This window comes from Pseudomonadales bacterium (assembly GCA_024234165.1).
Classification (GTDB): Bacteria; Pseudomonadota; Gammaproteobacteria; order Pseudomonadales; family UBA5518; genus UBA5518.
This window is the reverse complement of record JACKOP010000003.1, coordinates 345254-357818: the sequence shown is the minus strand read 5'-3', so window position 1 is coordinate 357818 and position 12565 is coordinate 345254. Positions and strand designations below refer to the sequence as shown.

8 protein-coding genes are annotated in these 12565 nt (G+C 66.5%); 3 read left to right on the top strand and 5 right to left on the bottom strand.

Going from position 1 to position 12565, the window contains the following annotated elements:
- Positions 1-7: 7 nt before the first annotated feature.
- The 4 genes from waaF to H7A12_10910 all read right to left on the bottom strand — a co-directional run bounded on the left by waaF (position 8) and on the right by H7A12_10910 (position 6739).
- Positions 8-1066, bottom strand: a complete 1059-nt coding sequence (gene waaF / locus H7A12_10925; protein MCP5321321.1) for a lipopolysaccharide heptosyltransferase II — start codon at positions 1064-1066, stop codon at positions 8-10.
- A 23-nt stretch (positions 1067-1089) separates the two neighbouring features.
- Positions 1090-2019 carry a branched-chain amino acid transaminase gene (locus H7A12_10920; GenBank protein MCP5321320.1) on the bottom strand — a complete coding sequence of 310 codons (930 nt, stop codon included), beginning with the start codon at positions 2017-2019 and terminating at the stop codon, positions 1090-1092.
- Positions 2016-4850, bottom strand: coding sequence for a bifunctional [glutamate--ammonia ligase]-adenylyl-L-tyrosine phosphorylase/[glutamate--ammonia-ligase] adenylyltransferase (glnE, locus tag H7A12_10915; GenBank protein ID MCP5321319.1), 2835 nt, complete (start codon positions 4848-4850; stop codon positions 2016-2018). The genes H7A12_10920 and glnE overlap by 4 nt, the downstream gene beginning before the upstream one ends.
- Positions 4851-4939: 89 nt before the next feature.
- Complete coding sequence (locus tag H7A12_10910) at positions 4940-6739, bottom strand: type II/IV secretion system protein (protein ID MCP5321318.1); 1800 nt, start codon at positions 6737-6739, stop codon at positions 4940-4942.
- Positions 6740-6823: 84 nt separating this feature from the next.
- Between H7A12_10910 and H7A12_10905 the strand changes: the two genes are divergently transcribed.
- From H7A12_10905 to argA, 3 genes are all read left to right on the top strand, one after another.
- On the top strand, positions 6824-7762 hold the full coding sequence (locus tag H7A12_10905; GenBank protein ID MCP5321317.1) for an aldo/keto reductase: 939 nt from the start codon (positions 6824-6826) through the stop codon (positions 7760-7762).
- Positions 7763-7868: 106 nt separating this feature from the next.
- A complete protein-coding gene (gene argE / locus H7A12_10900; GenBank protein ID MCP5321316.1) occupies positions 7869-9035 on the top strand; it encodes an acetylornithine deacetylase in 1167 nt (388 codons plus the stop codon).
- The gene (gene argA / locus H7A12_10895; GenBank protein ID MCP5321315.1) at positions 9032-10333 is read left to right on the top strand and encodes an amino-acid N-acetyltransferase; all 1302 of its coding nucleotides are present in this window, start codon (positions 9032-9034) and stop codon (positions 10331-10333) included. The genes argE and argA overlap by 4 nt, the downstream gene beginning before the upstream one ends.
- 49 nt (positions 10334-10382) lie before the next feature.
- Here argA and H7A12_10890 read toward each other — a convergent pair whose 3' ends face one another.
- Positions 10383-12512, bottom strand: coding sequence for a TonB-dependent receptor (locus H7A12_10890; GenBank protein MCP5321314.1), 2130 nt, complete (start codon positions 12510-12512; stop codon positions 10383-10385).
- Positions 12513-12565: the final 53 nt, after the last annotated feature.

The window sequence follows — 12565 nt, the reverse complement described above, 5'->3', positions numbered from 1 at the left end:
GCACCGTTCAGCGTCCGGCGAGCCGCAGCACGACCGCCGCCACGGGCCCCGGAAGCTGATCCCGCAGGCAGCGGTAATGCCCGTAGCGGCATGTGCGCTCGAAACACGGAACGCAGTCCAGCGACGAGGTGAACAGCACCGGATCATCGACGAGCGGCGGCGTGAAACGCGGCGAGCTGCCGCCGTAGACGACCGCCAGCGGTCGGCCCAGCGCCGCAGCCACGTGCATCAGGCCCGAATCGTTGCTGAGTACCGCACTGGCACAGGCGAGCAGATCGATCGCGTCGGCCAGCGTGGTGTGGCCGGCAAGGTCTGCGCAGTGGGCCTGCGCCGGTGCAGCGAGCGCGGCACGGATGCCCGCAGTCACACTGCGATCACCGGTCGAACCGAACAACCAGACCTGCATGCCGGCTTCGATCGCCGCCGCAGCAACTGCCGCGAAATGCGCTTCCGGCCAGCGCTTGGTCGGACCGAATTCCGCCCCCGGGCAACACGCGAGCACCGGCCGCACCGATTCCAGCCCGAGACGTGCGCGCAATGCGGCGGCTGCGCCCTGGTCGGCACGAAGACGCGGTCGCGGCGGTTCGGGCAGCGCAGCACCGGCATCGACACCCAGCGCGACGAAACGCTGCACCATCAGCGGCAGGCGCTCGGGATCGAGGCGGCGCAGATCGTTCAGCAGACCATAGCGCAACTCGCCGCGCCAGCCGGTGCGCCGCGGGATATCCGCAAACCACGGCACCAGCGCCGACTTCAGCGAATTGGGCAGTACGATCGCCTGTGCGTAGCCACGCCCGCGCAACTCGACACCAATCCGGCGGCGCCTCGCGAGCGCGAGTTCACCGTGCGCGAACGGCAGTGGAATCGCGCTGCGCACTTCGGGCATGCGTGCGAGCAGGTCGGCGCACCAGCGCGGCGCGAGCACGTCGAGCGCAGGATTGCCGGGACGCGCCGCGAGCACGCGAAACAGCGACTGCGCCATCACCATGTCACCGACCCACGACGGGCCGACGACCAGGATCGATGCACTGTCTGCGGGAGCGCTCACCGGCGCCACGCTGTCCATGCGCCGCCAGGCTCCGGCACGGCTCAGCCGGCGACTGGCGTGCGCCACTCCGGGTGGTCGGCGCGGGCGCCGCGCACCAGATCGAAGTAGCGCGACTGCAGTTCGGTGGTGATCGGACCGCGACGGCCGCTGCCGATCGCGCGTCCATCGAGTTCGCGGATCGGAACCACCTCGGCTGCGGTGCCGGTGAAGAACGCCTCGTCGGCGATGTAGATCTCGTCACGCGTGATGCGCCGCTCGACCAGCTCCAGACCGAGTTCGCCGATCAGGCGGATGATCGTGTCGCGCGTGATGCCCTCGAGACACGAGGTCAGCTCGGGCGTGTGGATGCGCCCGCCGCGCACCACGAAGATGTTCTCGCCACTGCCCTCGGCCACGTAGCCCTCGTTGTCGAGCAGCAGCGCTTCCTCGCAGCCGCTGTCGAGTGCCTCGCGCAGCGCCAGCATCGAGTTCGTGTAGTTCCCGACCGCCTTCGCCTTGCACATCGTGATGTTCACGTGGTGGCGGGTATACGAGGAGGTGCGCACCTTGATGCCGCGCTCGCGCGCCTCGGGATCCATGTACGACGGCCACTCCCACGCTGCCACCACGACGTGCGTCCTGAGGTTGTCGGCACGCAGCCCCATGCCCTCGGACCCCAGATAGGCCAGCGGGCGCAGATACGCCTCGGCAAGGCCGTTCTCGCGCACCACGGTGCGCTGGGCCTCGTTCAGCGCCTCGCGATCGAACGGCATGTTCATGCGCAGGATGTGCGCCGAGCGCAACAGGCGGTCGGTGTGCTCCTGCAGGCGGAAGATACAGGTGCCACGATCAGCGGTATGGTAGGCACGCACGCCCTCGAAGACACCGAGTCCGTAATGCAGCGTGTGCGTCAGCACATGGGTACGCGCCTCGCGCCACGGCACCAGTTCGCCGTCGAACCAGATCACGCCGTCCCGATCGTCGAAAGTCATCTGCTCGTCTCCTCGCTCGCTGCATCGCCCAGCGACACGGCCCAGATACGCGCGACCTCGTCACGCAACTGCTGGAATTCCGCGGCTGGCACGATTTCGTCCTGCTGCTGAAGGGTGAGTCGGTGGACCGCGGCGCGGAACACCTTGTAGGCTTCGGTGAGCACCCCCGCATCGTGCGGCGCCATCAGGCCGCTCTCGTTCAACGCCTCGAGAATGCGGATGTTGTCCGTGTAGACGCTCAACGCTGCCTGGGTCGTGGACCAGGCAAGCACGCCGTATTGAACCATGAATTCGATATCGACGATACCGCCGACACTCTGCTTGATATGGAAACGCGGACTTTTACCGCCGCTGGTATCCGGCTTCAGCAGGTGTGTGCGCATCTTCTCGCGCATCGCCAGCACCTCGTCACGCAACTGCCCCGGGTCGCGCGGCATGGCGAGCACCTCGCGCCGGAAGCGCTCGAAACGCTCGGCCAGACGCTCGCAGCCGGCGACCGGGCGCGCGCGCACCAGTGCCTGGTGCTCCCAGGTCCACGCCTGCTCGAGCTGATAGACGCGAAACGCCCGGAACGAGGACACCAGCAGGCCGGACGCTCCCGAGGGGCGCAGCCGCATGTCGACCTCATAGAGCTGACCCAGCGGGGTGTAGGTGGTCAGCATGTGGATGATGCGCTGCCCGAGACGGGTGAAGAAAACGCTGTTCTCGATCGCACGCGCACCGTCGGTGCTCAGCGATTCGTCGGCGTCGTGCAGGAACACCAGGTCCAGATCGGAGCCGTGACCGAGCTCGATGCCACCGAGCTTGCCGTAGGCAATGATCACGAAATCCGGCGCGCACGGCTCCCCGGGTGCGCGCTGCGGCGTGCCGTGGCGTGCAACGAGGTCGTGCCAGGCGACCGCGAGCACGTGCCCGAGGATCGTTTCGGCGAGAAAACTCAGGTAATCGCTGACCTTCATCAACGGCAGCGCACCGGTGACCTCGGACGCAGCGCAGCGCAGACTGTGCGCGAGCTTGAAGTAGCGCAAGCCCTCCATCTGCGCCTCGAGATCACCGAGCGGCACGCGCAGCATGTGCTCACGCAACTCGGCCGCCAGCGCAGCGCGCTCCGGCAGCCGGTACAGCGCCCGGCGGTCGATCAGCTCGTCGAGCAGCACCGGGTGGTTGGTCAGTTCCTGCGCGATCCATGGACTCGCGCTGCACAGGGTGACGAGCTGCTCGAGCGCGGCAGGGTTCTCCTCGAGCAGCACCAGGTAGGCGCTGCGCCGCAACACCGACTCGACCAGCGCCAGGGTGCGTGCGACGACACGCGACGGATGGCGGTCGGTCGCCGCTGCCGCCAGCAGCAACGGCATGAAGCGCTCGAGGCGCTCGCGCCCTGCCGCCTGCAAGGTCTTCACGCGCGGCGAGCCGCGCAACCCGGCGAGCAGCTTCAGCGTGGCGGCGGGCTCCTCGAAGCCGGCGGCCTCCAGCAGCTCGAGCAGCGCGGCTTCGTCCTTCTCCTGCGTCCACAGCGCGCGCCAGCGCTCGGCAACATCACCCGCCTGCTCCTCCTGCGGCGAAGCCACCACGTCGGCGAAGTGTGCACGCACCCGCGTGCGGTGCAGCTCCAACGTGTGCAGGAAGGCATCCACGTCCGGACAACCCAGTGCGAAGGCCAGACGCAGCCGCCCCGGTTCGTCGTCGGGAAGTGCCTGCGTCTGCTGGTCTTCGCGCGCCTGCAGTGCGTGTTCGGTATTGCGCAGGAACACGTACGCTGCGTGCAGCTCATGGACTGCTGTCGCAGGCAGGCAGCCCAGCTCGCCGAGAACGTCGAGCACCGTGAGCAACGCGCGCTGCTGCAGCCGCGGCTCGCGCCCACCGCGGATCAACTGGAACGACTGCACGATGAACTCGATCTCCCGGATGCCGCCCGAGCCGAGCTTCACGTCCGTGGTCTTGCCGCGGCGCTGCACCTCGCGATGGATCATCGCCTTCATCGCACGCAGTGCCTCGATGGCACCGAAGTCGATGTAGCGTCGGTAGGTGAACGGGCGCAACGCCCCCAGCAAGCGCTCGCCGGCCACACGGTCGCCGGCGACCGGGCGCGCCTTCACCATCGCGTAGCGCTCCCAGTCCCGACCCTGGCTCTGGTAGTACTGCTCCATCGCGTCGAAGCCGAGCACGAGCGCGCCGCCCTCGCCCCACGGGCGCAGGCGCATATCGACCCGGAACACGAAACCGTCCTGCGTGCGCGCATCGAGCGCGCGGATCACCCGCTGGCCGATACGTACGAAGAACTCCTGATTGTCGAGCGCTCGACTGCCATCGGTCTCACCGCATTCAGGAAACGCGAACATCAGGTCGATGTCCGACGACAGGTTCAGCTCAGTGGCGCCGAATTTCCCCATGCCGATCACGACCAGACGCTGTGGCGTACCGTCACGCGCCGAGCGCGGCTCACCGTGGCGCACCACCAGCGCCGCGTGCGCATGCTCCACCGCGACGTCGAGCGCCGCCTCGGCAAGCCAGGTGAGCTCGCGCGTGGTGTCGGGCAGCGTGGCTGCACGCGTCAGGTCGCGCCAGACGATGCGTACCATCTCGCGCCGGCGCAGCCGGCGCAGCGTCGCATCCAGCACGGCGTCGTCACAGCCTGCCGGCAGCTCGCGCGCCAGCCAGTCGCGATAGTCCGAAGGCGTACGCGGGCACTGCAGCTCGCCACCCGCCAGCAGCTCGGGCAGCAACTGCGGGCAGCGTTCCAGCGCCTGCACGACGAAGGCGCTGCAGCAGAGCACACGCGCCAGCGCGGCGGCGAGCGCGGGGTCTGCCGCAAGATGGCGCTGCAGCAGCATCCGGTCGTCCGCATCGAGCGCGGCCTCGATGCGCGCCCAGTCCGTGGCCAGCGCGGCCCGCAACGGCGCCGGCACGGCGCTGATGTCGATCACGACGCGCCGTCCTGGCGGCCGCCTTCGTGCGGGGCGACGCGCAATACCTCCTCGAGCGAGGTCAGTCCGGCGGCGATCTTGCGTGCCCCGGCCAAACGCAGCGTCTTCATGCCACCGCGCATGCCGACCCGGCGCAGCTCCTCGCTGTCGGCAGCGTCACGCACCACAGACTGCACCGCGGCATCGATCGGCAGGATCTCGTAGATGCCCTGCCGACCCGCATAGCCGGTGTTGCGGCACTCGAGGCAGCCGACCGGCGCGTACACCGTCGCAGGCTTCTTCGCCTTCCACGGCGCGACCAGCCGGTTCCATGCGTCGTCGTCGATCGTGGCCTCCTGCTTGCAGCGCGGGCACAGCAGGCGCAGCAGCCGCTGCGCCATCACGCCGAGCACGGTGGCACGGATCAGGTAGGCCGGAACGTCGAGTTCGAGCAGCCGGGTGATCGCGCTCGGGCTGTCGTTGGTGTGCAGCGTCGAGAGCACCAGGTGGCCGGTCAGTGCGGCCTGCACCGCCATCTCGGCAGTCTCGTGGTCGCGGATCTCGCCGATCATGATCACGTCCGGGTCCTGGCGCAGCAGCGCCCGCACGCCGCTCGCGAAATCGAGCCCGATGCCATGCTGTACCTGGACCTGGTTGAACACGGGTTCGACCATCTCGATCGGATCCTCGATCGTGCACACGTTCACTTCGCTGGTGGCGAGCTGCTTCAGCGTCGAATACAGCGTGGTCGTCTTGCCCGACCCGGTCGGGCCGGTCACCAGCACGATGCCGTGCGGCTGGCTGGTCATCGCGTTCCAGCGTGCGTAGTCCTCGTCGGCGAGGCCGAGGTCGGCGAAGCTGCGCACCAGCACCTCGGGGTCGAAGATGCGCATCACCAGCTTTTCGCCGAAGGCGGTCGGCAGCGTCGACAGCCGCAGTTCGATCTCGCCGCCGGCCGGGGTGCGCGACTTCACACGCCCGTCCTGCGGACGCCGCTTCTCGGCCAGGTTCATCCGCCCGAGGATCTTCAGACGGCTGATCACCGCCATCGCAACCGAGGCCGGCAACTGATACACGGCGTGCAGGATGCCGTCGATGCGGAAACGCACGTTGGCGTGCTCGCGCCGCGGTTCGATATGGATGTCGCTCGCGCGCTGATCGAACGCGTACTGCAGCAACCAGTCGACGATGCTCACGATGTGCTGGTCGTTCGCGTCCGGATCCTTGATCTTGCCGAGCTCGACCAGTTGCTCGAAGTTCGCGAACCCGGCGCCCGGCTGTGCGCCACGCATCTCACGCGCACCGCTCACCGATTTGGCAAGGCTGTAGAACTCGACCATGTAGCGGTCGATGTCTTCGGGGTCGGCGAAGACACGCCGCAGCGGCCGCTTCAGCGTGCGCGCAAGATCGGCCTCCCACGCATCCACCAGCGGCTCGGCACCGGCGATCACCACTTCGTCGTCCCGGCACTCGACGGCGAGAATGCGGTGGCGACGCGCAAACGCGAACGACATCACCGACGTCACGGCAGAAACGTCGATACGCAGCGGGTCGATGTGATACAGCGACTGGCCGCTGCGCTGTGCCGTCCACGCCAGCACCCGCTCCAGATCGAGCGGACGTCCATCGATTGGTGCGACCAGTGCCCATTCGGCGATCTGGTTCACCGGGTGCAGCGTCACACCGGAGCGCGTACGCGGCGAATAGCGCAGGCGGCGCGCATCGGCCGCATCGAGCAGACCCTCGCCAGCGAGTGCATCCATCAGATCCCCGAGATCGATCGGCTTGCCGCTGCTCAGGGCCGTTGATGTGGACATACGCTGCGCTTCGGGTGTCTGATGGCGGGAAGCTAAGGGTAGCAAACCGCAGCAGCATCGGCGTGATGCGTGGAAGGAGTCTTCATGCAGGAACGAAAGCTGGGTAATCACGGCCTGCGGGTCGCCGCGATCGGCTATGGCGCGATGGGCACGGCAGTGGGTTACGGCTCGCGGGACGATGCCGAATCGACGCAGGCCATCAGACGTGCGTACGAACTCGGCGTCACGATGTTCGACACGGCCGAGATGTACGGTTGGGGCGAGGGCGAAAGACTCCTTGGCAAGGCGGTCGCACCGTTTCGCGGCAATGTCGTGATCGCGACCAAATTCGGGTTGACCACGAGCTTCGCGCCCGACTCGCAGCCGGATCACATCCGGGAAGTGGTGGAAGACAGCCTGCGGCGCCTGCAGGTGGACACGATCGACGTCCTGTACCAGCACGTGAAGGACCCCGCCGTGCCCATCGAGGTGGTGGTCTCGGTCATGAAGGAGTACGTCGAGGCGGGCAAGGTGAAGTACCTTGGCCTGTCGAACACCGACGCCGAGAGCATTCGCCGTGCGCACGCCGTCCATCCGATTTCGGTATTGCAGGCCGAATATTCCATTCTCGATCGCGCCGTCGAAGAACTGTTTCCGGTTCTCGAAGAGCTGCATATCGGACTCGTCGCCTATTCACCGTTGGCCCGGGGCTTCCTCAGCGGCGGCGTGAGGCCACGCGACCAGTACGATGCGAGTGACTTCCGGCAGCGCATCGGGTGGTGGGCACCGGAGAACTTCGCCGCGAACGTGGCGATCGTGAATCGGCTCGGCGAGTTGGCGACGAGCAAGGGAGCCACGTTGTCACAATTGTCACTCGCCTGGCTGCTGGCGCAGAAGGACTACATCGTGCCGATCCCGGGTTCTCGCCATCCCGACCGCGTCACCGAGAATGTGGCCGCAGCCAGCCTGGTCTTGACCGATGAGGATTTGTCGCGAATCAGCGCCATCGCACCCGGCGGGGGCATCGGTGGCAACTATGCCTGACGTTCGCGGCACATGCGGGTTCGGGAAATAACAGCCACGCCGGCTTGAGGTTACACTTGCCCGCAACGTCCGGCAGACTGGCCGGACGGTAACGGCAGGACGGATCATGACCCGGCACATACCCGAATTCCTCGCGATGTTCGACCGGCTGCTGGCGACGCCGTCGGTCAGTTGCACCGAGCCGCGGTGGGATGAAGGCAACCTCGGCGTCATCGAGCTGCTCGCGGAATGGACCGGGACACTCGGGTTCCGCTGCGAGATCCAGCCGCTGCCGCGACGCGCCGACAAGGCCAACCTGATCGCGGTACTCGGCGAAGGTCCCGGCGGGCTGGTCCTGTCCGGTCATACCGATACCGTGCCTTACGACGAGGCACTCTGGAACGTGAACCCGTTCGGCCTGACCGTGAGCGACGAGCGGCTGTACGGACTGGGCGCTTCCGACATGAAGGGTTTCTTCGCGGTCGCACTGGAAGCGGCGCAGGCCTTTCATGGCCGGCGACTGCGCGAGCCGCTGATTCTGGTCGCAACCGCCGACGAGGAAAGTTCGATGGACGGCGCCAACGAACTGGTCGCCTCCGGCCGGCCGCGCGCGCGTCACGCCATCGTCGGCGAGCCAACCGATCTGCGCCCGATACGCATGCACAAGGGCATGATGATGGAAGCGGTGACCGTGACCGGACATTCCGGGCACTCGTCGAACCCGGCGCTGGGGCGCAACGCACTCGACGGCATGCAGCAGGTAATGGCGGAGCTGATCGCGTTTCGCGCCAAACTGGCGGCGCGTCACCACAACCCGCTGTTCGATGTCGCCGTGCCCACACTGAACCTCGGCTGCATCCACGGCGGCGACAATCCGAACCGGATCTGCGGGGCCTGCGAACTGCACTTCGACCTGCGGCCGCTGCCGGGCATGCCGCTCGACGAACTGCGCGCGACGATCCGCGAGCGTCTGGCCCGCATCGCCGATGCCACCGGGCTCGGGATCACGATGCGCTCGCTGTTTCCGGGCCTGCAGCCCTTTGCCGAGGACGCTGGCGCGGCGATCGTGCGCGCAGCGGAAGAATTCACCGGCTACCGTGCCGGCAGCGTCGCGTTCGGTACCGAGAGCCCGCTGCTGCAACGGCTCGGGATGCAGACGGTGGTGCTCGGACCCGGGTCGATTCGCCAGGCGCACCAGCCCGACGAATACATGGAACGGCGCCAGGTGGAGCCGATGGTAGGATTGCTGCAGAAGATGATCGAGCGTTTCTGCGTCGACGGAGGGCCTGCATGAAGAACCCGGCCTTTCCGGATTTCGTCGGTTCGTTCCGCAACTCGGCACCGTACATCAATGCCCACAAGGGCAAGACCTTCGTACTGCTGTGTGGCGGAGAGGTGGTAGCGGCCGAGGCCTTTTCGTCGATAGTGCACGACATCGCGCTGCTCGCGACACTCGGCGTGCGGCTGGTGGTGGTGCACGGCTCGCGCAGCCAGGTCGAAGCCGGGCTGCAATCCGAGAACGCGCCGAGCAGCGTGGTGCACGGCACCCGGGTCACCGATCCACGCGCGCTGGAACTCGCGGTGCAGACGGCAGGCACGCTGCGTGCGCGTATCGAGGCGCTGCTGTCGATGGGCATCGCCAACTCGCCGATGCACGGCGCTCGCATCCGTGTCTGCGGCGGGAACTTCGTCACCGCACAGCCGCTCGGCGTGCTCGACGGCACCGATTTCCAGCACACCGGCAAGGTGCGCCGGGTCGACCACGAAGGTATCCGCGCCCAGCTCGCGCTCGGCAACATCGTGCTGCTGTCACCACTCGGCTATTCACCGACCGGCGAGGTCTTCAATCTCACCAGGGAAGACGTCGCGGTTTCGGTCGCGACCGCGCTGCAGGCCGACAAGCTGATCCTGCTCGAAGGAGCAGCGCTCGCCGACGCGAGCGGGCAGCCGCTGCGCGAGTTGCCGCTCACGCAGGCGCAGACCCTGCAGGAACGTCATGCAACGCCCGCGCTCGCCGCGGCAATCCACGCCTGCCAGCAGGGTGTGGAGCGCTGCCATATCCTCGACTTCCACACCGACGGTGCGCTGCTGCACGAACTCTTCACACGCGACGGCATCGGCGCGATGATCAACCGCGACAGCTACGAAAGCATCCGCGTGGCGCGCATCGAGGACGTCGGTGGAATCATGGAACTGATCGCACCGCTCGAGAGGGACGGCACGCTGGTGCGCCGCTCGCGCGAACGCCTCGAACTCGAGATCGGCTGCTTCAGCGTCATCGAGCGCGACGGCGCGATCATCGCCTGCGCAGCGCTGTACGCCGATACGCCGAACCGTACTGCGGAGCTGGCCTGTGTCGCGACCGACCCGACCTACCGGCGCAGCGGCCGTGCGAACCGGCTCCTGGAACATATAGAAACGCGCGCACGCGCCGAAGGCATAGCACGCCTGTTCGTGCTGACTACGCGTACCGCACACTGGTTCGCCGAGCGCGGTTTCCGGCTGGCCGAACTGAGCGAACTGCCGCAACGGCGACGCGAGCTGTACAACTACCAGCGCAACTCGCAGGTGCTGATCAAGGATCTGGAATGAGGGGTGGCACCGCCCCACCGGGAGCGGTGCCACACGAGCACAGGAAGGATCAGAACTCGTAGACCACGTCGACTCCGGAGGTGCGCGGCTGGCCGAACTGCGCGCTCAGCCGGTTCGCACCAAGGTTCGTCGTCGACAGCCGGTACACCTGGTCGCCGAGGTTGCGGCTCCAGAGTGCGACCCGCAGTGCACCATACGGCAGCGGAACGTCCGACAGTTCGACACGCGCGTTCCACACCTCGTAGCCACCGCTGTACGTATCCGCCTTGGGACCGGCGTAGAAACTGTCCTGCGCACGGTAGTCGACGTTCAGTGTGACGTTGCCGAAGGAGCTGCGCAGGAACTCGTACTCCATGCCGACACCGCCCTGCCAGTCCGGCGAATTCGCCACATGACGCACCGAAGCGAGCTCGACTCCGTTGTCGACATACGAGTCGTACACGGCGTCCAGATGCGAGTAGAACAGGTTGAAGCTCAAGCCGTCGGTGACGACCGCCGTGGCCTCGAGTTCGAAGCCCTCGATCGTCGTGCTGCCCGCGTTGATCGTATCGACGAAGAACGCCGGAACACGCGACTGGTCGACCTGCAGATCGTCGTACTTGTTGCGGAACAGCGCGAGGTTCAGCCGCACGCGGTTGTCGAGCAGTTCCGACTTCAGGCCAACCTCCCAGGCCTTGACCTCTTCGGGCTTGTAGCCCTCGCCGAAGAACTGCGGCGTGCTCTGCGCGTTGAACCCACCGGCCCGGTAACCGGTCGAGTACTTCGCGAAGCCGTTCACGTTGTCGGTAAAACGATAGGCAACCGTGACCATCGGATCCGTCGAAGTGAAGTCACGGTCACCATTCACCACCATGCCGGTGCGGTCTGGCGTGAGATCGGCGCGCTGGAAGATCTTGGTCGCTTCGCGCGAGTCTTCGGTGTAGCGCGCACCGAGGGTCAGGTCGAGCCGCTCCTCGAGGATCGCCGGGGTCCAGGTGACCTGACCATAGATCGCCTTCGAGTCCGATTTCGCCGTCAACGTCCAGTAGTCACGAATCACGCCACCGAGAATATCCGACGACAGGGACTCGTCCGCGTCCTCCTTCATGTAGAACACGCCGGCAACGTACTTGATGCAGCCACCGCACGCTTCGCCGATCGCTTGCAGTTCCTGCGAGAACTGGTCCTGCTCCATGCGCCGGTCCTGCGTGAACGCATCGGCAAAGTTCATGTCGATCTTGCTGTCGAGGTCACGGTAGGCGGAAATCGACTTCAGCGTCACGTCGCCCAGATCCCAGGTCAGCGTCAGGTTGTGACCGCCAACTTCGGTACTGCTCGGCTTCATGCCCCAGCGCGGCGTTGCGTGCCGCTGGCGACCGGGCACGAAAAACGGGCTCCCGGCCTGAACGACCTGATAGAAGTGGTTGCCATACACCATCTCGGACTGGTCGTAACCGTAGTCGACCGTGACCTCGTCGGTCGGCTCGTAGCGCACCGCCAGCTTCACGGCTTCCTTCTTGCGGTCTTCGTTGAAGTTGATCTGCTTCGGCAGCGGCGAGTTGTTCTTGACCCAACCGTCGTTCTCGGTGCGCATGTAGGCAATGCGCGTATAGAGGCCGTCGGTCACCGGAGCGTTGAGGTTTGCACGCACACCGCGCTCCTGGAAGCTGCCGGCGGTGAGCTGCAGCTTGCCGCCGAAATCCGCATCCGGGCGCTTGGTGACGAAGTTGATCGCACCGGCCGTGGTGTTGCGACCCCACAGCGTGCCCTGCGGACCGCGCAGCACCTCGACGCGTTCGAGGTCGGCGATGTCGGCGGCAAGACCCACGCCACGCCCGACCGGCACGCCGTCCATATAGATGCCGGTTGCCATGTCGTTGGTCGACTGGGTGTTCAGGTTACCCATGCCGCGAATGAACAGGTTCGGCGTCACGCGGCTGCCCGCCCACGGCGCCAGCGCCAGTGACGGCACCTTGTTCAGCAGATGCATGATGTTGGTCACGCGCTGATTCTCCAGGTCGCGTGCGCTGAACGCGGTGATCGCGATCGGCGTCTCCTGCAACGACTCCTCATGTCGCTGGGCCGTGACGATGATCTCTTCCAGGCCTGCCCCCCCCTGGGCGAAGGCGGGAAGCGGCGTGGTGGCAGCGAGCAGCACGCCCGCACACGCGACGAACAGCGGTTTCCTGTGGAGCTTCATTGAATTCCCCTTTACTTGATCGGTTTACCAAACGACGAAGCGCCGCGCGCAAT

Bases quoted from the DNA above. Each gene is read 5' to 3' on its own strand.
- waaF (MCP5321321.1), bottom strand. From the start codon at position 1,066: ATGGACAGCGTGGCGCCGGTGAGCGCTCCCGCAGACAGTGCATCGATC.
- H7A12_10920 (MCP5321320.1), bottom strand. From the start codon at position 2,019: ATGACTTTCGACGATCGGGACGGCGTGATCTGGTTCGACGGCGAACTG.
- glnE (MCP5321319.1), bottom strand. From the start codon at position 4,850: ATGCTGCTGCAGCGCCATCTTGCGGCAGACCCCGCGCTCGCCGCCGCG.
- H7A12_10910 (MCP5321318.1), bottom strand. From the start codon at position 6,739: ATGTCCACATCAACGGCCCTGAGCAGCGGCAAGCCGATCGATCTCGGG.
- H7A12_10905 (MCP5321317.1), top strand. From the start codon at position 6,824: ATGCAGGAACGAAAGCTGGGTAATCACGGCCTGCGGGTCGCCGCGATC.
- argE (MCP5321316.1), top strand. From the start codon at position 7,869: ATGACCCGGCACATACCCGAATTCCTCGCGATGTTCGACCGGCTGCTG.
- argA (MCP5321315.1), top strand. From the start codon at position 9,032: ATGAAGAACCCGGCCTTTCCGGATTTCGTCGGTTCGTTCCGCAACTCG.
- H7A12_10890 (MCP5321314.1), bottom strand. From the start codon at position 12,512: ATGAAGCTCCACAGGAAACCGCTGTTCGTCGCGTGTGCGGGCGTGCTG.